The 25,127-nt window shown below is 58.6% G+C and carries 24 protein-coding genes and 1 pseudogene; 11 read left to right on the top strand and 14 right to left on the bottom strand.

Translation table 11 applies throughout. From position 1 onward, the window contains the following. The first annotated feature begins 24 nt into the window (after window positions 1-24). A complete protein-coding gene (gudD, locus tag PMI18_RS13165) occupies window positions 25-1,368 on the top strand; it encodes a glucarate dehydratase (protein ID WP_007901744.1) in 1,344 nt (447 codons plus the stop codon). A 192-nt stretch (window positions 1,369-1,560) separates the two neighbouring features. Here gudD and PMI18_RS13170 read toward each other — a convergent pair whose 3' ends face one another. Further along, complete coding sequence (locus PMI18_RS13170) at window positions 1,561-2,433, bottom strand: LysR family transcriptional regulator (protein WP_007901743.1); 873 nt, start codon at window positions 2,431-2,433, stop codon at window positions 1,561-1,563. A 156-nt stretch (window positions 2,434-2,589) separates the two neighbouring features. Here PMI18_RS13170 and ampC point away from each other — a divergent pair, with 156 nt between their 5' ends. Beyond that, a complete protein-coding gene (ampC, locus tag PMI18_RS13175; RefSeq protein WP_007901742.1) occupies window positions 2,590-3,759 on the top strand; it encodes a class C beta-lactamase in 1,170 nt (389 codons plus the stop codon). A gap of 230 nt (window positions 3,760-3,989) precedes the next feature. Here ampC and PMI18_RS13180 read toward each other — a convergent pair whose 3' ends face one another. Next, window positions 3,990-4,256, bottom strand: coding sequence for a hypothetical protein (locus PMI18_RS13180; protein ID WP_007901740.1), 267 nt, complete (start codon window positions 4,254-4,256; stop codon window positions 3,990-3,992). A 16-nt stretch (window positions 4,257-4,272) separates the two neighbouring features. Next, on the bottom strand, window positions 4,273-4,650 hold the full coding sequence (locus tag PMI18_RS13185) for a DUF6124 family protein (RefSeq protein ID WP_007901732.1): 378 nt from the start codon (window positions 4,648-4,650) through the stop codon (window positions 4,273-4,275). Window positions 4,651-5,170: 520 nt separating this feature from the next. Here PMI18_RS13185 and PMI18_RS13190 point away from each other — a divergent pair. Together PMI18_RS13190 and PMI18_RS13195 are read left to right on the top strand one after the other, a co-directional pair. Beyond that, window positions 5,171-6,538, top strand: coding sequence for an AAA family ATPase (locus PMI18_RS13190; protein WP_007901729.1), 1,368 nt, complete (start codon window positions 5,171-5,173; stop codon window positions 6,536-6,538). After that, window positions 6,531-7,163: a retron system putative HNH endonuclease gene (locus PMI18_RS13195; protein WP_007901726.1), complete on the top strand. Its 633-nt coding sequence runs from the start codon at window positions 6,531-6,533 to the stop codon at window positions 7,161-7,163. The genes PMI18_RS13190 and PMI18_RS13195 overlap by 8 nt, the downstream gene beginning before the upstream one ends. A 144-nt stretch (window positions 7,164-7,307) precedes the next feature. On the opposite strand, the gene PMI18_RS13200 is transcribed toward PMI18_RS13195, so the two are convergent. Then, window positions 7,308-7,841: a DUF4174 domain-containing protein gene (locus PMI18_RS13200; protein WP_007901724.1), complete on the bottom strand. Its 534-nt coding sequence runs from the start codon at window positions 7,839-7,841 to the stop codon at window positions 7,308-7,310. Between the two features lie 171 nt (window positions 7,842-8,012). Between PMI18_RS13200 and PMI18_RS13205 the strand changes: the two genes are divergently transcribed. Then, window positions 8,013-8,381 carry a VOC family protein gene (locus tag PMI18_RS13205; protein ID WP_007901721.1) on the top strand — a complete coding sequence of 123 codons (369 nt, stop codon included), beginning with the start codon at window positions 8,013-8,015 and terminating at the stop codon, window positions 8,379-8,381. Window positions 8,382-8,388: 7 nt separating this feature from the next. Here the strand turns inward: PMI18_RS13205 and PMI18_RS13210 are convergent, their stop codons facing one another. The 3 genes from PMI18_RS13210 to PMI18_RS13220 form a co-directional block, all read right to left on the bottom strand. After that, entirely contained in the window at window positions 8,389-9,747 is a 1,359-nt protein-coding gene (locus PMI18_RS13210; RefSeq protein ID WP_007901719.1) for an erythromycin esterase family protein, read from the bottom strand. 93 nt (window positions 9,748-9,840) lie between these two features. Beyond that, entirely contained in the window at window positions 9,841-10,626 is a 786-nt protein-coding gene (locus PMI18_RS13215) for a sulfite exporter TauE/SafE family protein (protein ID WP_007901717.1), read from the bottom strand. Between the two features lie 162 nt (window positions 10,627-10,788). Beyond that, window positions 10,789-11,538, bottom strand: coding sequence for a hypothetical protein (locus PMI18_RS13220; RefSeq protein ID WP_007901715.1), 750 nt, complete (start codon window positions 11,536-11,538; stop codon window positions 10,789-10,791). 250 nt (window positions 11,539-11,788) lie between these two features. Between PMI18_RS13220 and PMI18_RS13225 the strand changes: the two genes are divergently transcribed. From PMI18_RS13225 to PMI18_RS13235, 3 genes are all read left to right on the top strand, one after another. After that, the gene (locus tag PMI18_RS13225; RefSeq protein ID WP_007901713.1) at window positions 11,789-12,937 is read left to right on the top strand and encodes an aldose epimerase family protein; all 1,149 of its coding nucleotides are present in this window, start codon (window positions 11,789-11,791) and stop codon (window positions 12,935-12,937) included. Between the two features lie 130 nt (window positions 12,938-13,067). After that, on the top strand, window positions 13,068-13,889 hold the full coding sequence (locus tag PMI18_RS13230) for an aldo/keto reductase (RefSeq protein ID WP_007901711.1): 822 nt from the start codon (window positions 13,068-13,070) through the stop codon (window positions 13,887-13,889). Between the two features lie 30 nt (window positions 13,890-13,919). Continuing rightward, window positions 13,920-14,390 (top strand): DUF1810 domain-containing protein, encoded by a 471-nt coding sequence (locus tag PMI18_RS13235; RefSeq protein ID WP_007901709.1) that lies wholly within the window; start codon window positions 13,920-13,922, stop codon window positions 14,388-14,390. On the opposite strand, the gene PMI18_RS13240 is transcribed toward PMI18_RS13235, so the two are convergent. After that, window positions 14,355-16,715: a DNA polymerase II gene (locus PMI18_RS13240; protein WP_162131374.1), complete on the bottom strand. Its 2,361-nt coding sequence runs from the start codon at window positions 16,713-16,715 to the stop codon at window positions 14,355-14,357. The genes PMI18_RS13235 and PMI18_RS13240 overlap by 36 nt on opposite strands. A gap of 328 nt (window positions 16,716-17,043) precedes the next feature. Between PMI18_RS13240 and PMI18_RS13245 the strand changes: the two genes are divergently transcribed. Beyond that, entirely contained in the window at window positions 17,044-17,484 is a 441-nt protein-coding gene (locus tag PMI18_RS13245; RefSeq protein ID WP_007901706.1) for a CBS domain-containing protein, read from the top strand. A 108-nt stretch (window positions 17,485-17,592) separates the two neighbouring features. Here the strand turns inward: PMI18_RS13245 and PMI18_RS13250 are convergent, their stop codons facing one another. Next, the gene (locus PMI18_RS13250; protein WP_007901705.1) at window positions 17,593-18,216 is read right to left on the bottom strand and encodes a glutathione S-transferase N-terminal domain-containing protein; all 624 of its coding nucleotides are present in this window, start codon (window positions 18,214-18,216) and stop codon (window positions 17,593-17,595) included. Between the two features lie 98 nt (window positions 18,217-18,314). Then, entirely contained in the window at window positions 18,315-19,409 is a 1,095-nt protein-coding gene (locus PMI18_RS13255; protein ID WP_007901704.1) for a DUF1615 domain-containing protein, read from the bottom strand. A 182-nt stretch (window positions 19,410-19,591) separates the two neighbouring features. On the opposite strand from PMI18_RS13255, the gene PMI18_RS13260 reads away from it, so the two are divergent. Beyond that, window positions 19,592-21,121 (top strand): FAD-dependent oxidoreductase, encoded by a 1,530-nt coding sequence (locus tag PMI18_RS13260; protein WP_007901702.1) that lies wholly within the window; start codon window positions 19,592-19,594, stop codon window positions 21,119-21,121. A gap of 132 nt (window positions 21,122-21,253) precedes the next feature. Here the strand turns inward: PMI18_RS13260 and hemB are convergent, their stop codons facing one another. The 4 genes and pseudogenes from hemB to PMI18_RS13275 all read right to left on the bottom strand — a co-directional run bounded on the left by hemB (window position 21,254) and on the right by PMI18_RS13275 (window position 24,035). Continuing rightward, window positions 21,254-22,228 (bottom strand): porphobilinogen synthase, encoded by a 975-nt coding sequence (hemB, locus tag PMI18_RS13265; protein WP_007901699.1) that lies wholly within the window; start codon window positions 22,226-22,228, stop codon window positions 21,254-21,256. A 125-nt stretch (window positions 22,229-22,353) separates the two neighbouring features. Further along, window positions 22,354-22,458 (bottom strand): annotated as a pseudogene (locus PMI18_RS31945) (metal ABC transporter ATP-binding protein); the annotation flags it as partial. A gap of 3 nt (window positions 22,459-22,461) precedes the next feature. After that, entirely contained in the window at window positions 22,462-23,304 is an 843-nt protein-coding gene (locus PMI18_RS13270) for a PhzF family phenazine biosynthesis protein (protein ID WP_007901693.1), read from the bottom strand. A 23-nt stretch (window positions 23,305-23,327) separates the two neighbouring features. Next, on the bottom strand, window positions 23,328-24,035 hold the full coding sequence (locus PMI18_RS13275) for a glutathione S-transferase family protein (protein WP_007901691.1): 708 nt from the start codon (window positions 24,033-24,035) through the stop codon (window positions 23,328-23,330). A gap of 380 nt (window positions 24,036-24,415) precedes the next feature. Between PMI18_RS13275 and PMI18_RS13280 the strand changes: the two genes are divergently transcribed. Continuing rightward, window positions 24,416-25,090, top strand: coding sequence for a hypothetical protein (locus tag PMI18_RS13280; RefSeq protein WP_033036520.1), 675 nt, complete (start codon window positions 24,416-24,418; stop codon window positions 25,088-25,090). Window positions 25,091-25,127 lie beyond the last annotated feature (37 nt).

Raw genomic sequence — 25,127 nt, 5'->3', positions numbered from 1 at the left:
GAGCACGGTTTAAAGGACAAGAAAATGAACCCACAAGAAGCCGCAAAAGCCCCGATCATCACCAGCATGCAGGTTGTGCCGGTGGCCGGTCACGATGGCATGCTGCTCAATCTGAGCGGCGCCCACGGCCCGTTTTTCACGCGCAATATCGTGATCCTCAAGGACAACGCCGGCCACACCGGCGTCGGTGAAGTGCCGGGTGGCGAGCGCATTCGCCAGACGCTGGAAGACGCGCGCGCACTGGTGGTCGGCAGCCCGATCGGCACTTACCAGAAGATCCTCAATCAAGTGCGCCAGACCTTTGCCGATCGCGATGCCGGTGGTCGCGGCCTGCAGACCTTCGACCTGCGCATCACCATTCACGCGGTTACTGGCCTTGAAGCCGCCCTGCTCGACTTGCTCGGCCAGCATTTGGACGTACCGGTCGCGGCCCTGCTCGGCGAAGGCCAGCAGCGCGACGAAGTGAAGATGCTCGGTTATCTGTTTTATGTCGGTGATCGCAACGAAACCGATCTGGCCTACCGCAGCGAACCGGACGCCGATAACGACTGGTTCCGTGTGCGTCACGAAAAAGCCATGAGCGCCGGCGCCGTGGTGCGCCTCGCGGAAGCTGCCCACGCCCGTTATGGCTTCAAGGACTTCAAACTCAAGGGCGGCGTGTTGAGTGGCGACGAGGAAATCGAAGCGGTCACCGCCCTCGCCGAACGCTTTCCCGATGCGCGCATCACCCTTGATCCGAATGGCGCCTGGTCGCTCAAAGAAGCGATCCGCCTGTGCCGGGATCAGCATCACGTTCTCGCTTACGCCGAAGACCCGTGCGGTGCGGAAAACGGTTATTCCGGCCGCGAAGTCATGGCTGAATTCCGTCGTGCCACGGGCCTGAAAACCGCGACCAACATGATCGCTACCGATTGGCGGGAAATGGGCCATGCGATCCAGTTGCAGTCAGTAGATATTCCTTTGGCAGACCCGCACTTCTGGACCCTGCAAGGCTCGGTTCGAGTCGCGCAGATGTGCCACGAATGGGGCCTGACCTGGGGTTCGCATTCCAACAACCACTTCGATATTTCCCTGGCGATGTTCACCCACGTCGCGGCGGCTGCGCCGGGTGAGATCACGGCCATCGACACCCACTGGATCTGGCAGGACGGCCAACGCCTGACCAAAGCGCCGCTGCAAATCGTCGACGGCTGCGTGCAGGTGCCGAAAAAACCTGGCTTGGGGGTTGAGTTGGACATGGATCAACTGGCCAAGGCCCATGAGCTGTACAAAGGCATGGGTCTGGGTGCGCGGGATGACAGCGTGGCGATGCAGTTTCTGATTCCGGGGTGGAAATTCGATAACAAGCGGCCGTGCCTGGTGCGGTAACTCTGAAACATTGCAATCCCTGTGGAAGAGCCTGTGTGGCGAGGGGGCTTGCCCCCGTTCGATTGCGAAGCAGTCGCAAAAATGGCCAATCGGTTCTTTAAGACGAAACCCGGTGATGGTGTTGGGAGTGCTGCGCACTCCAACGGGGGCAAGCCCCCTCGCCACATAAGCCCGCTCCCACGGGTTTTTGTATTAAAGCGAAGCTTGCAGCAACCAGCCCTTGAACGCGGCCATCGCCGACGTTTCAGGCCGCGACTGCAAGCGGGTCAGCCAGTAGCTGCCCGTGGTGATCCCAATGGCGAACGGTTGCTCGATTGCACCCGCCGCCAGTTGTCGAGAGAACATCAAGGGCGGCGCCAATGCTACGCCCGCCCCTTGCAACGCCGCTTCCATCATCGCCAGCGACGAGTCGAAGACGATGCTCCGGGGCGGTGCGGCATGGGCCGAAAGACCAGTTGCCTGAAACCACTCCGGCCACTCATCCGTGCGATAGGAACGCAACAGCGTTTGCTGCAACAGATCGGCCGGTGTGTGCAATTGCCGCGCAATCTCGGGGACGCAGAGCACCGACAACGGCGCCTCGATCAACCGTACCGCTTCGATCCCATGCCACGCCCCCGCGCCAAAGCGAATGGCGTAATCCAGGCCTTCGGCTGCCACGTCCACCCGGTTGTTATTGGTCGACAGGCGCAAATCTATGAACGGATGTTTCTTCTGAAAGTCCGCCAATCGCGGCAACAGCCAACCGACCGCGAAAGTCCCTACGGCGCCCACCGTCAGCACCTCACGAAAATGCCCGCCCTCGAAACGCTCCAGGGTCTCGGCGATCCGGTCGAAGGATTCGCGCAACACCGGCAGCAGGGTTTCACCTTCGCTGGTCAGCATCAGGCCTCGGGGCAGGCGTTTGAACAAAGTCACGTTAAGCTGGGCTTCAAGGCTTTTGACCTGATGACTCACCGCCGCCTGCGTGACACACAACTCCACCGCCGCCCGTGTAAAACTCAAATGACGTGCCGACGCCTCGAAAGCGCGCAGCGCATTCAGCGGCAGATGAGGTCGAATCATGCCCACTCCCAAAATTTTCTAATGGCTCATCCGAAATATCGTCGTTTGTCGGTCTTCGCCAAACTGCATAGATTTGGCTCGCCCAGCAGCGGACCGGCTTGAAAAACCGCTCGGAGTGTAGCGGTTAACACCACGAAAAATCATGGAATTGAAACAATGACGAACAACAGAAGTACGGCCAGATTGAAGATTCTTGCGGCTTGCGTGACGGTATTCGGCGCCAGCCATTGTGTTGCCGCGGCCCAGACGGATCAACCCATCGATACGATTGTTAACGACGCCATCCGGCCTGTCATGCAGGCCCAGGGTATTCCCGGCATGGCCGTGGCCATAACGCTCAATGGAAAGCAGCATTACTTTAACTACGGCGTGGCCTCGAAAGAAACCGGGCGCCCGGTAGCAAAGGACACCCTGTTCGAGGTCGGTTCGGTGAGCAAAACCTTCACCGCCACTCTCGCCGCCTATGCCCAGGCGACAGGCAAACTGCCCCTGTCGGACAAAGCCAGTCAGGTGCTGCCAACATTGCGCGGCAGCGCGTTCGACAGCATCAGCGTGCTGCAACTCGGCACCTACACCGCTGGCGGCCTGCCGCTGCAGTTCCCCGGTGATGCGGACCATCAGGAAAAAATGCTCGGCTATTTCAAGCAGTGGAAACCGACCTACGCCGCCGGCACTCATCGTCAGTATTCAAACCCTAGCCTCGGGTTGTTTGGCTATCTGGCGGCGCACAGCATGGGGGCGCCGTTCGATAAGCTGATGGAAAAAACCTTGCTACCGAAACTCGGCCTCAAGCACAGCTACCTCAAGGTGCCGCAGGATCAGATGGGGCTTTACGCCCAGGGTTACAACAAGGACGACAAACCTGTGCGGGTCGAACCGGGCGCACTGGATTCCGAAGCATATGGCGTGAAAACCAGTGCCTCGGACCTGCTTCGCTATGTTGAGGCGAACATGAATCCGACGTCGCTGGAAAAGCCCCTGCAGCAAGCCATCGCCCTCACTCACACCGGCTACTACCAAGTCGGCGAGATGACTCAAGGGTTGGGGTGGGAGCTCTACAACTATCCGGTAACGCTCGATACATTGCTGGCGGGCAACTCGTCGCAGATGGCGGTTGAGGCGCATGAGGTCAAGTGGCTGAACCCGCCCCAACCTCAACACAATACGGCGCTGATCAACAAAACCGGCTCAACCGGTGGCTTTGGCGCCTATGTAGCTTTTATCCCGGCGAAGGACATTGGCATCGTGATCCTGGCCAACAAAAACTACCCAAACCCCGAACGAGTCAAAATCGCTCACAAAATAATGAGTGCGCTGACTGAATAATCCCGACAATCCATCGAGGCTGGGCAACCGCGCACCTGTGGCGAGGGGGCTTGCCCCCGTTGGGCTGCGCAGCGGCCCCAAACCAGCCACCGCGTTGTATCAGATAGACCTCTGATGCCGGGTTTACGACTGCTGCGCAGCCGAACGGGGGCTAGCCCCCTCGCCACAGGGTTTGGCGTTGGCAAATAAAATGGGCGACCTCTTAAGGTCGCTCATTTTCGTTACAGCATTTAAATCTGTGCCTGCAATCGTCGCCCGATCACATCCATCAAATCACAACCGTCGCGCATTGGAATCGCCAGCACCCGCGCGAAGTCCTGCAGCAGCAATGCATCGCGGCTGATCCCTTCGCCGATGGAAAGGGTTTCCAATAGCTGGGTCACGCTTCTGATGCGATAGGCCGCTGTGTCATGCAACACGTCCACAGGCGCCTCGGTATCAATCAGCAACGATGCAGTTGTGCAGTCGATGCCCGTAATCGGCATGTATCGAGCCATAACGGAACCTCCCTCATCAATGTTGAGTGCTTGGCTGAATGGCAGACGCGCCTTCGGACGAATCGATGTTGTCCAGTGCGCGGTTCACCAGCAATTGCGCGACTACCGCCAACTGCTGAATCGACAGCGCCACGTTGCGGTTGGAGCTTTCCAGCTTGCAGGCCAGGTCGGTGATCAGCACGTTCAGGGATGCGAGGGTTTCACAGGCGTGGCTTAGCAGGGTTTCTGTATGGACACCGGGGATGATGGTGAAGATATGGCTGATAGGGTCGGCGTGGTTGGGGTTACGTAAGCGAGCACTGACGGCGGGCTCGGTGATTTCGGACAGTGGAACGGAATCGAGGGGGTCGGAATCGGTTGGGGTTTCGGGCGGGTTAGGACTTATTTTTTTCATGGGTGAAGAACCTCGGTAATTAAGAAAACTGCCGATCTCACTTCCACAGAGAGGGTGGCAGCTGTACGCAGGTGTGGAAGTCCGGGATACCGAGAGAAACCCAGTGCACTCAAGAGTGCTCCTGCGCACAGCCGCCATAAGCAACAATGTTGGCATAAAAAAACGCCAACATGTGTTTACTGGTGCACATGCGCTCTCGGTACTCACCGGACTTCCACATCCGACCACTGATTTTGCAGCGGCTGGAGAAGGTTATCGGCATGCTCGCCACCGCACCAGTTCATGGAGTGCTCTGCGTTTTGAAGGAAATGTCCGACGCAATTGCAGTCCTTTGCCCCAGCTCATTTTCATGGGCATACACTGCAACTAACTTTTTATTGATGACCGTTGTGATGCGACCGAAACCGTTGTATCTAATGGGCCTCCCAAGCCCCCAAACGGCATCGGATCAATCCGTGGTTGGGAATGACATAATGCGCGCTCAAGTATTCAAACCGACTGACCCCCATAGGGCGTTGTAATGGAAATTTTCAGTTTCGATCTCACGAATGTCGGTCGGTTCACCGATTTAAGCATTCACTTGGCTCCCACCCCCAAGCATCCCTCGAACATGACAGTTCTGGTGGGAAACAACGGTGCCGGGAAAACCACACTTTTAAAATCGCTGGCCACCTCACTGAGCTGGTTGGTCGCCAGGATTCGTGCCGAGAAAGGCATTGGCAGCTACCTTACAGATGAGGACATTCGAAACGATGCCTCAGTCGCGATGGTTGCGATTGCCGTAGTAGACCGTTTACAGGCACGTCCAGATCTTCCTAAGGTTACCCCTGAAGATATTCTGTTCGTTTGGACCACTGCCCGCGGCAAAAAAGGACGAAATACTGCTGTCCATAGCGAATTAGCGGGTGCCAGTCGCCTTGCAGATCATTACCGCAACCAACTGACAGCAGATGATAAAGCCTCGCTCCCATTGATCGCCTACTACCCCGTCGAGCGTTCGGTTCTGGAAATCCCGCTAAAAATCCGTACCAAACATTCCTTTGATCAACTAGACGGCTACGACAATTCACTAAATCGAGGCGTAGATTTCCGACGCTTCTTTGAATGGTTTCGCGAACGCGAAGACAGCGAAAATGAAACCGGAGTATCTGATACTGCCTTAGCCGAGATTTCCAAAAAGTTCGGTAACGACAGTGACATCTGGAAAACCCTTTCCCAGTTGAAGGCCTCATCCCGCGATCGTCAGCTGACAGCGGTTCGCTCCGCTATCGCAGCGTTCATGCCTGGCTTCAGCAATCTGAGAGTGCAGCGCAAGCCGCGCCTGCATATGGCGATAGACAAAGACGGCGTGACGCTCAATGTCTCCCAGCTGTCGCAAGGTGAAAAGTCGATGATGGCATTGGTCGGAGACATCGCTCGCCGATTGGCCATGATGAATCAATCGCTGGACAACCCTTTACACGGTGACGGAATCGTACTGATTGATGAAGTCGACTTACACCTGCACCCCAAATGGCAGCGTAGTCTGATCCGACAGCTGAGTGAAACCTTTCCAAATTGCCAATTCGTACTGACAACTCACTCTCCACTCGTCATCAGCGACGCAAAAGATGTGCTGTGCTACGTGCTGGATGATGGGGAGTTACAAGAGCGCAATGGCCTTTATGGACTTGATGCGAATCAGGTTTTGTTGAGCGTCATGGACACCGATATTCGCAACAGCGAGGTACAGCGAAAACTGAATCGATTGTTTGAGCGCCTGCAGGATGGTGACCTGGACGAAGCCAGGAAGTTGTTTTCCGAACTATCACTGGAGCTTTCGGATGGTCATCTGGAGCTGGCGAAGGCCGCACTGTTGATCCGCAAACTGGAGTTGCGTCGTGCGTAAGATCAACAAGGGAGTTGAACCGGAGGCGCTGACTCGATGGAAGCGCTTGAACAGCACATTACGTTACCGGGATTTGCCCGTTGAAGAGAGTCGGTCCATTCGCTCAGCGTGTATCTCGGAACAGTACGGCCTATGTGCGTATTGCTGCCAGGCAATCACGATTGACGACGCTCATAACGAGCATATTGAGGCTCAGGATCGCGCGCAAAATCGCACTTTAGACTTATCCAACATAGTCGCAAGTTGCCAACGCTCCCATCAATGCGGCCACGGTCGAGGCACACGAGCACTGCCACTGACGCCTTTGATGGATGAATGCGAAACCGAGCTGAAGTTCTATCTGTCTGGACTGGTGAAGGGGCATACCGACCGAGCCAATACTTCCATTGAGGCGTTGAATCTGGGTCATACAGAGGAAAGCAATCGTGGTCTTGTCGGCGCACGTAAAACTCTGGTTGATGCGTTGATTTATACCCAGAACCTGCCACCCGACGAGCTGCAGAATGAGGACGAAGATTTCTTGGGCTTACTTCTGGAGGACTTGCAAACGCCTGATGCCGGGCGCCTGCAGCCCTTCTCACCTGTATTGGTTAATGTAATCCGTCATTTGCTGGCTCGACCTTAAAACAGTCAGGACCGTCTACCAGAGGGCTGAGGCGGTTGAAACGACCACCTCAGTCATTTTCGACACACCCTCTGGAAGAAGGACTAATCCCCCTCACAGTCATCCCTCCTACCTAAAAAGATCACCACAGAGTTCAGTGGCAATTCAATCATCCGGCATTTCAGGCGGTTTGGCGGGCTTGGCCGGTTTGCCTTTTGCGCCTTTGGCCGGTGCAACTTCAGCCACCGGCGCTGGCACCGGTACTGTCGCTTCCTTTTCGGCGGCTGGCAGCGCGTCGACGGTGCTGAAAATCTCTTTCAGCTCGACCACATCCTTTTCAAGCTTCTTTTCGCCGTCCTTGCCGACCAGGATGATTTTGCTCTTCGCCCCGGCGCCCAACTTGAGCGAGCGAATCAACGCCATCGTTGTTTGCGGGTCGAGGTCTTTGCCGTCGCGTTGCCCCATCGTATTGATCACGGTGTACAGCACCATGTTTCGCTCGGTGAAGCCTTTGCGACTGGCGGGTTCATCCAGCGATTTTTTCAGGCTGATCCAAGTAGGGTCGACCGAACTGGGTGCGATGACAATCAAGGGACGGGCCCTGCCCACGTCTTTAACCAGAGGGGAATCGTCATCGGCGGCGAACAGGGGGCCGACGAAAGCCAGCAAAGTAGCCAGGGTCAAAGACCTTATGAGCATGCGCATCTCCTTTTGATATCCACGCTCTAATGATTGCGCATCGCGGCGAACGTTCCGGGGGGAGGCAACGTATTTGTATTCGCCTTGCCCCAAGCTTAGGTCAGGGCAGTCATTGCGCAACAGCCTGAGCTAATCTCATGGCACGACCTGATTCGCCGTGAGGATTTTTCCATGAGCGCTCAGCTGAATCACACCATCGTCTGGTGTCGTGACAAACAGGTGTCGGCCCGCTATCTGACCGACCTCCTCGGCCTGCCCGATCCCGAGCCGTTCGGACCGATGCTGGTGGTCAAATTCGATAACGGTGTGTCGCTGGATTTCTACAATAACGACCCGCCGATTGCCTCCCAACACTATGCGTTTCTGATTGGCGACGAAGACTTCAACGCAGCCTTCGCTCGCCTGCAAGCGCGCAAGCAGCCCTGGTGGGCAGATCCTGGCAAGCAACGGCCGAATGAGATCAATGATTACGGCGGTGGCCGGCGGGTGTATTTCGATGACCCGGACGGGCATCTGCTGGAGATTTTTACCCGGGAATAGAGATCCGTCATATGCCGAACGGAAAAGTATCTTCCTCATGCTCCATGAATTCAGGTGCAGGCAGCGGCGAGACCGCATGGGTTTTTTCGATCCAGACGAAAGCGTCGAACTGCTCTGCCAGTACGGCCTGAAAGTAATGACTCTGGCGCTCGGTCCTGGGTCGATAGATGACACCGATGGCACGCTCAAGTAATGGCTCGGCCAGCACGTCCAGCAATTCCTCGCTCGGTGACGTCCGCCAGTCGAGCAGTGCTGCGGGGATGCCGGCCTTGAGAAACAGTTGTTCCCAGCTGTCGGCCAATGCCGGGGTCACCTGTTTGACCTGCATCGGCTCATCCCAGTCGTCGGCGGCGGCGACGGTGCCGTGGTCGGTGCCCATGCCGATCAGCACCGCTTGTGAGCCGTAGGCCGTGCGGCACAACTGGCCGATATTGAACTGCCCCTCCCAACCCATTTGCGTCGCGGCGGCGTTGCCGATGTGTGAGTTATGCGCCCACACCACCGCTTTGGCGCCTGCCCCGCGATGCTCCATCAGAGTTTGCAAGGTGTCGAACATGTGCAGGTCACGCAGGTTCCACGAGGCGGTCGAGCCACGGTACATGGCGCGGTAATACTGCTCGGCGGCCCGCACGACGCGGGCGTTCTGGGTGGCGCTGAAAAACGCCTCGTCGTCGGCGACCATCGGATCAAGCCGTTCGCCCAGCAGCACATTCAATTGCTCGACCACGGCGTCCTCGCACGTGGCCATATTGCCCCGCTCGGTGAAATGACCGTACAGCGCCGGGTCGTCATGCCATGGCGTCAGGCAGCTGTAGCGATGCCGGGCCTCTTTTGCCAGCTGCGGATCGGTCTTGTCGAGATAGCCCAGCACTTCGTCGATGGAGTGACGCATGCTGTAAACATCCAGCCCTCGAAATTCCACCCGCTGCTCAAGCGCCAAGCCGCGGTTATGGTGGTGCAGCCAACGGGTAAAGGTCTGCACGGCCGTGTTGCGCCACATCCATGTGGGGAATCGGGCAAAGGCCTGTTTTTTCCAGGCGGAGCGCCCCAGGTCGCGGACACATCGATCGATCTGCCCGGCATCGGGCCAGTCGGCTTCAACCGCGACGATGCCGAAGCCGTGCTGCTCGATCAGGCGGCGAGTGATCGCCGCTCGGGTCTGGTAGAAATCCTGGGTGCCATGGCTGGCTTCGCCGATCAGCACCACGCTGGCATCGCCAAAGCGGTCGAACAGTTCGCCGAATTCAGGTGAGTCGAGTGCAGGTAACGGTTCGGCATGACGGCGCAGCACGTCGGCCGCGTTGTCGGGTGGCTCGCCACGGGGGCGGCGGAACCGTCGCAGAAGATCGTTTACGGGGCTGTTCATGGACGTCATGACCTCATCTGAACGTGGTCATAATTTTGACTACATCAGCGAGGGCATGATTCCGCTAAATTCAGCGATCTATACGGTGCCGGATCAGAACGCCAGTTTGTAACCGATCAGCACCAGCATCGTGGCCAGGCATGGGCGCAACAGTTCGTCGGAGATCCGCCCGGTCAAATGGCTGCCCAGGTAAATCCCCGGCAGCGAACCGACCAACAAGTAGCCCAAAATATGCCAATCCATGTTGCCCATGCTTGCATGGCCCAGGCCGGCGACCAGGGTCAGGGGCACGGCGTGAGCGATTTCGGTGCCGACCAGGCGGCGGGTGGGGAGCATCGGGTACAGAATGAACAGCGCTACTGTACCCAGAGCACCGGCGCCGATGGAGGTTAAGGCCACCATGGCACCCAGGATCAGACCGGTGATGACAGTCAGTGCATTCAAGCGGGGGCCGCTAGGGTTGTAGTGGCCGCCCGCCCGTTTGTGGGCGAAATCGAGCAAGCGTTTCTTGAAGAAAATCGCCAGCGCCGTGGCGAACAATACGAAGCCCAAGGCTTGTTTGATAACGGCGTTCATCGCATCGGGCGAGGTCTGCAAGCTGCTCAAAAACCACAGCGTCAGCGCCACTGCCGGCACACTGCCGAGGGTCAGCCAACCGGTGATCGCCCAGTCGATGTTCTTGTTCTTTCGATGAACCAGCACACCACTGGATTTGGTAATGGCCGCGTACAGCAAGTCCGTGCCCACCGCCGTCGCCGGGTTGACGCCGAACCACAGCAGAATCGGCGTCATCAACGAACCGCCTCCGACGCCGGTCATGCCGACAATAAAGCCGACCACCAGACCTGCAACGACCAACCCGAAATTACCGAATTCCATTAATACGCCCAGAGAATCGCAGGAGAATAACCGGGTCGCAGCATAGCGATTTTTCTTATAACCAGTTATATCGATGCGGTCTATCGTTATGCCAACTCATTGAGGAGGAACACAGTTTTTCCTCTCAACCAAATCCCACAGGGATTGGGTTCACTACTCGAATTACTGCACCGGCAAAAAATTCAGGAACAGCAAACTCTGGGCGTAGTTGAGGCCGATCCGCCGGTAGCGTTCGTCGAGCATCTGGGTCAGCAGGTCCAGCCGCGCGACGATTTTGCCGAACTCCACGGCAAAGCTCAGGTTGCTGCCCTCCTCCGAAATTTCGTTGGAAAACAGCAAGGGCTCGCCTTGCTTGTTTTGCCGCTGACTTAAAATCCAGGTGGCTTTTTCGATGTTGCGCGCGGCATTGCTAACGAAGGTCGGGTTGATCGCATCCGTCATGTAGAACTCCAGCCGATTGCCGTGGGCGGTGACCAGCATGCTGCCGATGGCATAGATGAAGGCACCGACCCGGTCGCCGAGAAATTCCGGGCTCATGGCGTAGCTCAGCGCGGCGAGGTCTTTTTTGCCACCGAGAGTGGGTAGCGGCTCTTGCTGCTCGATGGCCATGCGCACTTGTTTTTCCGCGGTGCCGACATCGAGGAAGCCGGACTTTTTCAGCTCCTGCGGGTTGCGCAGGTAGAGCTTGTTCATTAACAGGTAAAGGCTTTCGAGGTTGTCACGCATCGTCAGGGTCGCCATGCGGTCGACGCTGGTCTGGAGGAATTCCTGGGGTTGGCCGTTGCGAAACTGGCTGACGATATCGTTGCCCGGCTGATGACTGCAGCCACTGACGAAAAGCATCGACAAGCCAGTCAGCAGCCAGCAATAACGGCGAATGTGCGGGGTAAAGCGGGGTAAAACTCGAGCCATGGGTTCTTGAACTTGGGCATGGGCCGGCGGTGGGGATCGCCGCGGGCTGGCCAAGGATAGAACCGCGAAAGCCGAAAAAGTGCAGTGCCGGTGGTCCGTAAACGCGGATCACCGTGAAAGCAGCCCCTTATTAGTCATACTTTATAATTGCAACGCTGCGTAGATAAGCTATAAATCCTTCCTTGATCGCGTTAAAACTCGATTATTAGTATGACTACTTCTCACAAAACAACAAAAAGGAAGGTCAACCATGCTTCAATCTCGATACCTGCTCTCCGGCCTCGGACTGTCCCTGATGATCGCCACCCTCCCCGCTAACGCCGCTGGCTTGTCCAGCGAACAGAAAGCCTTCGGCAAAACCAATGATGGCACGCCCGTCGAGCAATACATCTTGCGCAATAGCCATGGTCTGCAAGCCACGGTCATTACCTACGGCGGAATTCTGCAGTCGCTGAAAGTGCCGGACAAAAACGGCAAGCTCGACGATGTAGTGCTGGGCTTCGACGATGTGCAAGGTTACCAAAGCGGCACCGCGTACTTCGGCGCGACCATTGGCCGCTTCGGCAATCGCCTGGCCAACGGTGCCTTCGAGCTGGACGGCAAGCGCTATCAGGTGCCACTCAACGACGGCAGCAATTCACTGCACGGCGGGGCCCAGGGTTTCGACAAACGGGTGTGGAAAGCCGAACCGAACAAAGGCAAGGATTCGGTGGGCGTGACCCTGACGTATCTGTCGGCGGGCGGTGAAATGGGTTTCCCGGGCAACCTGAAAACCGAAGTCACCTACAGCCTCACCGAGAACAATGAGCTGCGCATCGAGTACAAGGCCAGCACCGACCAACCCACCGTGCTGAACCTGACCAACCACAGTTATTTCAACCTGGCCGGCGCGGGCAACGGCGACGTACTGAAGCAGCTTGCGACGTTGCATGCAGCCCGTTACACGCCGGTCACCGGCAAACTGATCCCTACCGGTGAACTGGCCCCGGTCGCCGGCACACCCATGGACTTCACCCAACCGACCGCCATCGGTCAACACATCAAGGCTGATCACCCGCAACTGAAGTTCGCCGAACCGAAACAAGGCGGTTTCGATTTCAACTGGGTATTGGACGCCAAGGGTGATCTGGGCAAACTCGCCGCCGATGTCAGCGATCCGCAATCCGGGCGCCGCTTGCAGCTCTACACTACTGAACCGGGTGTGCAGTTCTATACCAGCAACTTCCTCGATGGCACGGTCAAGGGCAAGGCCGGCAAGGTTTATCCGCATTGGGGGGCGTTTACTCTGGAGACCCAGCATTATCCGGATTCGCCGAACCAGCCGAACTTCCCGTCCACACGACTGGATCCGGGCAAGCGCTATAGCCAGACTACGGTGTACAAGTTTTCTACCCTGTAGGTCAGAAGATCAAAAGATCGCAGCCATCAGCAGCGCCTACAGAGGCTGCGATCTTTCGAGATCGCCACGGAACCACCGGGCCATTTTGCTGCCAACTGAAGTATCGATCGGAGTTTAGAAAGGAGGATGCATGCGTACTCTTGAGCTGGCTGGCAGCCAAGTGCCGGTCATCGGCCAAGGAACCTGGCGCATGGGAGAGGAACGCTCCCGACACACAAAGGAAGTTGCAGCGTTGCGTTTGGGCATTGAGTTGGGCATGACCCTGATCGACACCGCTGAAATGTACGCTGAAGGAGGCGCTGAAGAGGTGGTGGGTGAAGCCATCGCAGGCAGGCGCGACCAGGTTTTTCTGGTCAGCAAAGTCTACCCCTACAACGCCAGCCGCAAAGGCATCCCCCAGGCCTGCGAGCGCAGCCTGCGGCGGTTAAATACCGATTACATCGATCTCTACCTGTTGCACTGGCGCGGCGATTATCCCCTTGTGGAAACCGTCGAAGCCTTCGAACGTCTGCGCGAAGATGGCAAGATCGGCCGTTGGGGTGTGTCCAATTTCGACCTGGATGACCTGGAAGAACTGGCCTCCCCGGCCTGCGCCACCAATCAGGTGCTGTATAACCTGGAAGAACGCGGCATCGAGTTCGATTTGCTTCCCTGGAGCCAACATCAAAGGATGCCGGTAATGGCTTATTGTCCGATCGGCCAGGGCGGGCACATGCTGGCCAATTCGACACTCAAGCAGGTTGCCGCCCGTCACGAGGCGACAACTGCGCAGGTAGCGCTGGCATGGATTCTGCGTCAGAACGGCGTGATCGCCATCCCCAAAGCGGTCCGTCCCGAGCACGTGCAGCTCAATGCGCAAGCGGCGCAATTGCAGCTTGAAGTCGGGGATCTGGAGGCGCTGGACCAAGCTTTTCGCGCGCCACAACGTAAGCAGCGGTTGGCCATGGTCTGAGCCATCGCGGTGCTGTCAGAGGGCATCGGCATGAGAAGTACCGATCAGCTCGACACTTTCAATTTGCCACGCTTCGTCCAGGCGCAGAACCCTGTGTTCGAGTGGGTGCAGGAGGAGCTACGCGCCGGCCAGAAGCGCCGGCACTGGATGTGGTTTATCTTTCCGCAGTTTTCCGGATTGGGTGACAGCGAGATGTCCCGCTACTTTGCCATTCGCTCCAGTGAAGAAGCCACCGCGTATCTGAAGCATCCGTTACTGGGGCCACGCTTGCGCATGTGCACGCAACTGGTTCTGGACATTCCTCAAAGCTCGATCGCCAAGATTTTCGGTCATCCCGACAACCTCAAGTTTCACTCATCGATGACGCTGTTCGCCCAGGTTTCGCCCAAAGGCAGCCTGTTCCATCAGGCGCTGGATCAGTATTTTCACGGCATACCGGATGACTGGACGTTGTCGCTGCTGGACTCAAAACAGGCCCAACTGCCCCCCAATCAGCGTTGAGAAATCGTCATCCACGAACGGCAGGATCGCATCCGCCACCGGTTGCAGCTGCCGGGTGATGTAATGGTCGTAGTCGATGGGCGCGCTGCGGATTTCCAGCGGCTCGGGGCCGGCGACGGTGATTACATAACTGATCCAGCCGCCATTCTGATATTGCCGCGGTCGTCCCTGCTGGTCGTTGTAGTCATCGGCGATCCGCGCGGCCCGCACATGGGGCGGCACGTTACGTTGATAGTCGTCGAGGGTACGACGCAGGCGTTTGCGGTAGATCAGACGCTCGTCGAACTCACCGGCCAACGTCTTGCGCACATAGTCACGTACGTAATCCTGATAGGGCTTGCGATTGAAGATGCGCAGGTACAACTCCTGCTGGAATTGCCGGGCCAGCGGTGACCAGTCAGTACGCACGGTTTCCAGGCCCTTGTAGACCATTTCATCGGTGCCATCGGCGCGGGTGACCAATCCGGCATAGCGCTTCTTGCTGCCCTCCTCGGCGCCGCGAATGGTCGGCATCAGAAAGCGCTTGTAGTGGGTTTCGAACTGCAATTCCAGGGCACTTTCCAGGCCGTATTGCTGTTTCACATGCTCGCGCCACCACTGGTTGACGTGATCCACCAGCGCATGACCGATCTGCGCGGCTTCTGCCTGACCGTGGGCGCGACGCAGCCAGACAAAGGTCGAGTCGGTGTCGCCATAGATCACCGCGTGGCCTTGGGCTTCGATCAACTGGCGGGTGCGCAACATGATCTCGTGTCCACGCAAGGTGATGGACGAGGCCAGCCGTGTATCGAAGAAGCGGCAACCGCTGGAACCGAGGACGCCGTAGAAGGCATTCATGATGATCTTCAGGGCCTGGGACAACGGCGCATTGTGTTCGCGCTTGGCGGTTTCGCGACCTTCGGCGATCCGGGCGACGATGGCAGGCAGGCAATGCCGGGTTCTTGAAAAACGTGCACCGCGAAAGCCCGGCACCGACTCGCTGTCGTCGGGATGCTTGAGCCCTTCGATCAAGCCCACCGGGTCGATCAGGAAGGTGCGGATGATCGACGGGTAGAGGCTTTTGTAGTCAAGCACCAGCACCGATTCGTATAGCCCGGGTTGGGAGTCCATGACAAAACCGCCGGGGCTGGCCTGCGGTGGTTTGCCGCCAAGGTTCGGCGCGACGAAGCCCTGACGGTGCATCAACGGCATATACAGGTGAGTGAACGCCGCCACCGAGCCACCGCTGCGGTCCGCTGGCAAACCGGTGACGCTGGCGCGCTCGAGCAGGAAGGTCAGCAGTTCGGTCTTGGCGAAGATCCGCGTCACCAGTTCGCAGTCCTTGAGGTTGTATTTCGCCAGGGCCGGTTTGTCCTCGGCGAACATGCGGTTGATTTCGTCCATGCGCTGGTACGGGTTGTCGATCGACTTGCCCTCGCCCAACAGGGTTTGTGCGACGTTTTCCAGGCTGAACGAGGGGAAGCTCCAGGTCGCCGAACGCAGCGATTCGATGCCGTCGATGATCAACCGGCCGGCAGCCGAAGCGAAGTAATGATTGCGACTGCCGTGCTCGCGCCATTGCATTTCTTCGCCGCCACGCCCCAGCTTCAGCGGTACCGCCAAGCGCCTGGCATGTTCGTGCAGTACGCGCAGATCAAACTGCACAACGTTCCAGCCGATAATGGCGTCGGGATCATGCCGGGCGAACCATTCATTGAGTTTTTTCAGCAGCAGGGTTCGCGAGTCGCAGTATTCGAGCTGGAAATCCACCCCACTATCATCGCCATTGGGTGGCCCGAGCATGTACACCTGCCGCTCGCCGCAGCCTTCCAGGGCAATGGAATACAGCTCGCCCTGAGCGGTGGTTTCGATGTCCAGCGAGACCAGCCGCAGATTCGGTCGGTAGCCGGGGTCGGGTTTCATTTGCGCGTCGAGCAGCAGGCCTTCGGCGCTGGGTGTGCCGCCGAACAAAACGGGAGCGGTGATGAAACGCTCCATCATGTAGCGTTCCGGTGGGCGGACGTCGGCTTCGAATACCTCGACGCCTGATTTGCGCAGCGCGGATTCCAGGCGCATCGACTGACCGTGCTGCTGGCAATACAGGCCGAGCACCGGGCGGTGTTCGAAGTCCAGAAGGGCCAAGGGCTTCAGCTCGACATTTTTTTCGCCGTGCAGCAGCCCTTCGGCTTGCTCACGCTGGGCTGCCGGAATGAACGCTACCGACGGTTGATGCGGCAGGCGGATACGCCGGGGACCGGCATCGGTCGCCAGCCAGAACTCGACTTCCGTGCCGGCCGGGGTATCGCGCCAATGCCGGGTCAGGACGAAGCCCTGCTGTAAATCCACCACTGCAACCTCAACGATCTGATTCAAGGGGTAATTCTACGCGTGATCGCCGGTGTGGTGCGGGGGATTGCCCTAACGCCGGTGAAACCTGTAGGAGCGAGCGGTGCGGCGATCCGACTTGCCCGCGAAGAATGCGCCGCGGTTTTTCAGGTATTACGCGTCATCGTTCTTCGCGGGCAAGCCTCGCTCCTACTGGATTTTCGTCGGGCTTTTACAAAGAAAAATCGCTGAATGACGCTATTTGCGTGTTATCTGCCGCTTTCTGCCTTGCTCTGTGAGCGCGTCTCTACGATTCTTCAAGAACAACGACAACACCCGAGAAACCGCCATGAAAACCGTCGCCCAACTGCTCAAGTTAAAGGCCCAACAGAATCAGGAAGTCCACACCATTGCACCGCATCAAATGGTGCTGGAAGCGCTGATGGTGATGGCCGCAAAAAACGTCGGCGCGTTACCGGTGCTGAAAGAGGGAAAGGTCGTCGGCATCATCAGCGAGCGTGACTATGCGCGCAAACTGGTGCTCAAGGGGCGCTCCTCTGTCGGCACACCAGTCAGCGACATCATGGTGGCGCCGGTCATCACCGTGGACACCCATCAAACCGTCGAAACCTGCATGGGCATCATGTCCGAAAAACGCCTGCGGCATTTGCCAGTGGTGGAAAACGGTGAGTTGATCGGCTTGCTGTCCATCGGAGACCTGGTCAAGGAAGCCATTGCCGAACAGGCTGAACTGATTCGGCAGCTGGAGCAGTACATTCGCGGCGAGTGATTCCAGCACACCGCAAATCCCCCTGTGGGAGCGGGCTTGCCTGTGGCGAGGGAGCTTGCTCCCTCGCCACAGGCAAGCCCGCTCCCACATTTTGATTAGCAGTGTTCTTCAGGATGGCCAATGCCGCGCGAAAACCGGCGCCAATGCCGGGTGCCGGTCGAAGCGTTCAAGCCAGGCGGAGAACCCCGGCCGCGCAGCGCGCAAGTGCTCCCGAGTGCCCGCCCACCGTGTCACCACCGCAGCCAGAATATCCAGCGCGCCAGGCGCTCCCTCGCCCAGGTACAACTTGCCGGCGAACTGATCGGCAAACACCTCCCAACTCCAATGCAGCCGCTGGCGGGCACCGGCCATGAGGTTTTGCCGGGCTGACTCATCAACCTTGGCCAGCCAGCGCTCGGGGTAATCGATGATGCCAATGGCCGCGTAGCAATTGTTGACGATGTACACCAGGCCATGAATCACCTGATCACGCTTGATCGGGTTTTCCGGCAACAGGTTCGACTCCGGGAACGTGAGGCCCAGATGAATAAGAATGGCCGCACTCTCGGTGAGAACGCCGCCATCGGGCAGCAGCAGGGTGGGAACCTGCTTGAGCGGGTTGAGCTTCTCCAGCGCCTGAACCGCCTCCGGGGACGCAGAAACATCGATGAAGCGATAAGCAACCTCGCACAGTTCCAGCGCGGCTTCGATGGCGGCCGCACCCGAATTCTGATGCCCGTAGAGCTGGTACATGACTAAATCTCCTCTGCGACTCTCTCTTTGTAGCAGCTGCTGAAGATTGCGTTCGAATTGTCAGTCAAGCGTTGGTTTTTTGACCATTTTCGGTCCAGTCACATCCCCGCGCGCTTCATACAGCGCTGATAACGCTCATCGACCCGCTTGGCGAACCACGCCGTGGTGAGCTTGCGGGTGATTTTCGGGCTTTGCAGCACAATCCCCGGCAACACCGCTCGGGGTAATGGCCGGCCTTCGGCCTGTTCGGCCAAGGCAAAGACCCGTCGATACAGCTTGGTGTCCTCGAACTCGAGACCTTTACCCTCCTCCAATTGATCCCGAATGGTCAGGTTGCGCATGTCCAGTTGCTTGCCGAGAGTGCGCACCGCCAATTCCGTGGTGCCAGGCATGATCGAGCCGTAGCGCACCAGATCGCCATCCAGCGCCAGCGGAATGCCCGTCGCACGACTGACCGCATTTTGAAACGCCGCATTGCGGCTGGCGTACCAACCGGCGTTGAAATCGGCGAAGCGATACAGCGGCTGCTCGTAGCTCACCGGATAACCGAGCAAATGGGCAATACCGAAATACAGGCCACCGCGACGCGTAAACACTTCGCGGCGAATCGAGCCGTCCACCGGGTAGGGATAATCCCGCGCCTGCTGCTCCGCAAAATCGATGCTGACCTGCATCGGCCCGCCGGTGTGCACCGGGTTGAAACCATCAAACAGCGTCCGCCCCATGGGCACCATGCCGATGAAGTCATCGAAAATCGCGCTGAGTTCTCTTTCGCTGCGCGCGGCATTCAGCCGGTCGCTGTAACTTTTGCCATTGGGTGAACTGACCTGCAACGCACCGCTCACCAACAAGCCGGGAATATGGGCCTTGGCGGCGCGGCGGTCGATCTCGTCCCGGGCGATCTTGCCCAGGCCCGGCACCCGCGGATCAGCCTGAAACGTCGATTCCTGCTCAGTGACCGCGAGTACCGAACACAGGTTTTGCGTGGTCGGTGAAATCTTTTGCGCGGCAAACGCCGCGTAGATGTCCGTGGCCCAGCCCTGGCGGTCGGCTGTCTTGGCCGGGAGCAGACGCATGATCTCGGCTTTGACTTCCGCAGGCTTGCGGGCCGGCGGTTCCTGCGTGCGTTGGCTACCGCAACCGGCCAGGACCAACAGTGCCGCGACGCTCATGATCAATCGATTAGCTTGCATGGTGCTCCATCAAAATCCGTTGAGCCGGGTTAACCATACGATCAATGGCATGGCGCAGGCTATGACTGTGGCAGTCGCGGACTGTTCCTCCGTAGCGCTGCGTGTTTTTCCGTTGGGCAGCCGGGAGGCCAGTGCATTCGGGCTGAACCATACTTGATCCACACACCGTGGAGGACAGGCTCATGAACCGTAGCGACGTGCTGATCATCGGCGCCGGCCCTACCGGGCTGGTACTGGCGCTGTGGTTGAGCAAACTGGGGATTCGGGTACGGATTATCGACAAGACGTCGACACCCGGCACCACTTCACGTGCACTGGCGGTACAGGCGCGAACGCTTGAACTGTATAGCCAGCTCGACCTCAGCGACGCCGTTGTGCAAAACGGCCATAAAGTGGCCGCAGCGAATTTCTGGGTCAAGGGCGAGCCCGTCGCACGCCTGCCGCTGAGCACCATCGGCGAGGGTCTGACACCCTACGCGTTTCTGGAAATCTATCCGCAAGACGAGCACGAGCGCCTGCTGATCGAACGCCTGGAGGCCTTCGGTATTACAGTGGAGCGCGATACCGAACTACAAAGCTTCGAAGAAACCGGCGACGGCATCACCGCCCGGCTGCGCTTGCCCGATGGCCAGCAGGAAACCTGCCAGGCCTGTTACCTCGCGGGCTGCGACGGCGCCCGGTCGATTGTGCGCAAGACGCTGGACACCGGTTTTCCGGGCGGCACTTACCAGCAGATTTTTTACGTGGCGGATGTGCAAGCTCGCGGCCCCACATTCAACGGTGAACTGCATGTGGATCTCGACGAAGCCGACTTTCTCGCCGTTTTTCCCTTGTCCGACGAAGGTCGCGCCCGACTGATCGGCACGGTTCGCGACGAACGCGCCGACCGTGCTGAAACCCTCCAGTTTGAAGACGTCAGCAGCCGGGCCATCGAGCATCTAAAAGTGCAGATCGATCAGGTGAACTGGTTCTCGACTTACCGCGTGCATCACCGGGTTGCGGATCACTTTCGCACCGGGCGCGCGTTTCTGTTGGGTGACGCCGCCCATGTCCACAGCCCGGCGGGTGGCCAGGGCATGAATACCGGAATTGGCGATGCGATCAATCTTGCCTGGAAACTCGCAACGGTCTTGAGCGGTGGCGCCACGACCAAACTGCTCGACAGTTATGAAACCGAACGCATCGCCTTTGCCCGGCGACTGGTGGCCACCACCGACCGGGTCTTCAGTTTCGTTACGTCCGATGGGCCAATTGCCGACTTGGTGCGTATTCGCGTGGCACCCTTTTTGATCCCGAAAATGATCTCGTTTGAGGCGGCCCGGGAGTTCCTGTTTCGCACGGTGTCGCAGACCACCCTCAACTATCGCGGCATGCCGTTGAGCGAAGGTGTTGCTGGCCATGTTCACGGCGGTGATCGCCTACCCTGGGCCCACGACGGTGAAGGGGACAATTTCGAATCGCTGAAGGACCCGAGCTGGCAGGTGCATGTGTATGGCGACACCAGCGATGAAATGATTGCCTGGTGCACCGAGCATCACCTGCCGTTGCAGGTGTTCGACTGGCGACCGGCGTTTGAAACGGTAGGGCTGGCGCGCAACGGGTTTTACCTGCTGCGGCCGGATACCTATGTGGCGATTGCCGACTACAGCGCCGATCCGAAGGTGATCGAGCGGTATTTCCGGGACCGTGGGATTCGGCCGTTCTTCGGCTGAAGATCTTTTGATGATCGTTCCCACGCTCTGCGTGGGAATGCAGCCAAGGACGCTCCGCGTCCCAACAAGCGTGACGCGGAGCGTCACAGGAGGCATTCCCACGCAGAGCGTGGGAACGATCATTCAAGACAGTTAGATCCCGGCCAGGGCCAGGTCCATCGCGAAGTAGGTGAAGATCAAATCCGCCCCGGCGCGTTTGATCGCCCCCAGGCTCTCACGCACCACTCGGTCTTCATCGATTGCCCCGGCCTGCGCGGCGAATTTGATCATCGCGTACTCGCCACTCACCTGATACGCCGACAGCGGCAAACGCGAGGCTTCGCGAATGTCGCGGATGATGTCCAGGTACGCGCCGGCGGGTTTGACCATCAGCGCGTCAGCACCTTCCTGCTCGTCCATCAGCGATTCACGCACGGCTTCGCGGCGGTTCATCGGGTTCATCTGATAGCTTTTGCGGTCGCCCTTCAATGCACTGCCGCCGGCCTCGCGGAACGGGCCATAAAGCGCCGAGGCGAATTTGGTCGAATAGGCCATGATCGCGGTCTGGCTGAAACCCGCTGCATCAAGCGCCCGGCGAATGGCTTGGACCTGCCCATCCATGGCCGCCGACGGTGCGATCACATCGGCGCCGGCCTGGGCGGCCGCCACGGCTTGTTTGCCGAGGTTGATCAAGGTCTGGTCGTTGTCGACTTCGTGATGGTGCAGCACGCCGCAGTGGCCGTGGTCGGTGTACTCGCAGAAACAGGTGTCGGACATCACGATCATTTCCGGCACGGCGTCTTTGGCGATGCGCGACATGCGTGACACCAGACCATTGTCGCTCCAGGTATCGCTGCCATTGCTGTCCAGATGATGGGACACGCCAAACGTCATCACCGACTTGATCCCGGCCCGAGCGTAACGCTCGATCTCACCGGCCAGCCTCGACTCGGGAATGCGCATCACCCCGGGCATGCTCTTGATCGGCACGAAATCGTCGATTTCTTCCTCGACGAAAATCGGCAGCACCAGGTCGTTCAAGCTGAACTCGGTTTCCTGGAACAGGCTGCGCAGGCTCGCATTGCGGCGCAGACGGCGTGGACGTGCTTCGGGGAACTGACTGGACATGGGTCTTCCTGAAAAAACGGCGGAAAAGACGAAACTTATAGGGGGCGAAGCTTATGCCCTGCAAGGCGCGGGGCACAAACCTCGATCGCTCAAGACTGCGTTACCGCGGCGGCAACAATCCCCGCATCCAGCACAGAACCCTGTGGGAGCGGGCTTGCTCGCGAAGGCGGCCTATCATTCAATATTGATGTCGACTGCCCCACCGCTTTCGCGAGCAAGCCCGCTCCCACAGGTTAAATCGCCAGTATTCCTGTAATACACGTCACCACTGCGCCGCCAATCCAGATCTCCTCCCCCACCTGCTCGACCTGAATCCGCCCGCCGCGGCCCATGGTCAGGCCCTGGCTGACGACATAAGACGCCGGCGCCAGCCCTTCGCTGAACAACCATTGGGCAATCCCGGCGTTCAAGCTGCCGGTGGCCGGGTCTTCTGGCATGCCGTCGCCGGAGATGAACGCACGCACTTCGAACTGCGCCTCAGCGCCATCGCGCTCGACGCACCACGGTGCGATGACACCGACGGCGAGGCCCAGCATCTGCGAATGATCCGGCTGCAAGTCCAGTACCTGCTGACGATCCTCGACCATCACCGCCAGCCAGCCGGCACCGTTGTCGACCCATTGCGCCCGTACAATCGCGCCCGGCGCCAAGCCGAGGCCCCGCCGTACGCGCTCGACCAGTTCGGTGTCCACCGGGCCGGACCTGAGCAGCGGTGGCGCGAGAAACGCCAGCTCCGCACCCTGTCGACGCACCCGCACCAGGCCGACGCCGCACTCCTGAATGATCTCCTCGCCCTTGGGCACCCCACCGGCCTCGAGCCAGGCATGACAGGTACCGAGCGTCGGGTGACCAGCGAACGGCAACTCCTGAAGCGTGGTGAAGATGCGTACTCGATAGTCGGCCCGAGGGTCCCGGGGTTCGAGCACGAACGTGGTTTCACTGAGGTTGGTCCAGGACGCGAACGCCGCCATGCGCTCATCGCTGAGCCGGTCTGCACCGAACACCACCGCCAACGGGTTGCCCTTGAGCGCGACGCGGCTGAAGACATCTACTTGCTTGAAATCGAATGAGCTCATTGCCTGCCTTGGTGATGAGGGGTTCAAAGGGGTTGCTTGGGGATTTCCAGCCCGCGAATCACCGCTGGCCTTGCCAGAAAACGTTCCAGCACGCGGATGACGTTGGGGAAATTCTGAATGCCGACCAGGTCGCCGGCCTCATAGAAGCCGATCAGGTTGCGCACCCATGGAAAGGTCGCAATGTCGGCGATGGTGTAACGTTCGCCCATGATCCAGTCGCGTCCTTGCAAACGGCCCTCAAGAACGCTGAGCAAGCGCTTGCTTTCGTCGACGTAGCGATCGCGAGGGCGCTTGTCTTCGTAGTCCTTGCCGGCGAATTTATTGAAGAAACCGAGCTGGCCGAACATCGGCCCGATACCGCCCATCTGAAACATCAGCCACTGAAGGGTCTCATAACGCGCCGCCGATTCCTGCGCCAGCAGTTGCCCGCTCTTGTCGGCGAGGTAAATCAGAATCGCCCCGGACTCGAACAGCGCCAGCGGTTGGTCCCCCGGACCGTGAGGGTCGAGGATCGCCGGGATCTTGTTGTTGGGGTTCAGCGAGAGAAATTCGGGGGACAGCTGATCGTTGGTGTCGAAGCCCACACGATGCGGCTCGTAGGGCAGCCCGATCTCTTCGAGCATGATCGAAACCTTGACGCCATTGGGCGTTGGCAAGGAATAGAGCTGGATCCACTCCGGGTACTGGGCCGGCCATTTTTGAGTGATGGGGAATGCAGACAAATCGGTCATAAGGAGCATCCACGGGAAAAACGGAGTGAAGATCATAATGTAGGCGCTGCCGAAGGCTGCGATCTTTTGGCGTCCTCAGGGGGGCGCCGAAGAGAAAGATCAACAGATCGCAGCTTTCGGCAGCTCCTACAAGGAGTAAGGTGTGTGCCGTGTCCATAAATCCGCAACATCCTGTCGATAACCTTTCCCCTAATCCATTAAAGGTTGCCGCTAAAGTGCCGGGCACCTCGTTCGGATCGAACCAAAGGGCTTCAGAGGACTCTGAGCATTGCCCTGTAGGAAACGGACCGGGTCAACGACATGGAATACACCCGATGCTGGGAGCTCGCGGTGTCAAGGTTTGTCAGCCTTAACCGAATGCGCTGAAGATGACCAATTCGATGATGAATCCATTGAAATTCGCCCAACGCTTCAAGCATCGCGCCTATATCTTCCTGCCTTCCCTGCTGGCGGTCAGCGCGTTGTTCTTGTCGCTTGAGTCCAGTGAAAGCCGCGCCCAACCGGCGGATGGCACCCAGACGCTGGTATTTCTGCGCCACGCGGAAAAACCCGCCGGCGGCCTGGGTCAGCTCAATTGTCAGGGGCTGAACCGCGCCATCGACCTGGCCACCTTGTTGCCGGAAAAATTCGGCAAGGCCAACTACGTGTTTGCCGCCAACCCGACGCGCAATGTCGAGGAAGGCGAACTGGATAACTCCTACAGTTACATCCGCCCCCTGATGACCATCAGCCCCAGCGCGATCAAGCTCGGCTTGCCGGTGAACATCAACTTCTCGGCCAACGACACCAGCGACCTGGCGGATGAACTGCTGCACGACAAGTATCACAATTCGGTCATTTATACGGCCTGGTCCCACGGCTACCTGCCCGAGCTGATCAACAAAGTCGCCGGGGAAGCCGTCGGCAAAAAACAGAACATTACCGATGACTGGGAGTCGAGCGACTATGACTCGCTGTACGTGCTCACGCTGACCTGGCACAACGGCAAGGCCAGCCTGCAGAGTCACAGCTACAAGCAAGGGCTGGATAACGGCCAGGAGACCTGTCCGACGTAAGCGGGTCGGGCGCAGGTCAGGGCCTCTTCGCGGGCAA

The sequence above is a fragment of the Pseudomonas sp. GM102 genome, from assembly GCF_000282555.1.
In the GTDB taxonomy this organism is placed as follows: domain Bacteria; phylum Pseudomonadota; class Gammaproteobacteria; order Pseudomonadales; family Pseudomonadaceae; genus Aquipseudomonas.
The sequence above is the reverse complement of the archived record's forward strand: the minus strand, read 5'-3'. Positions and strand labels throughout refer to the sequence as shown.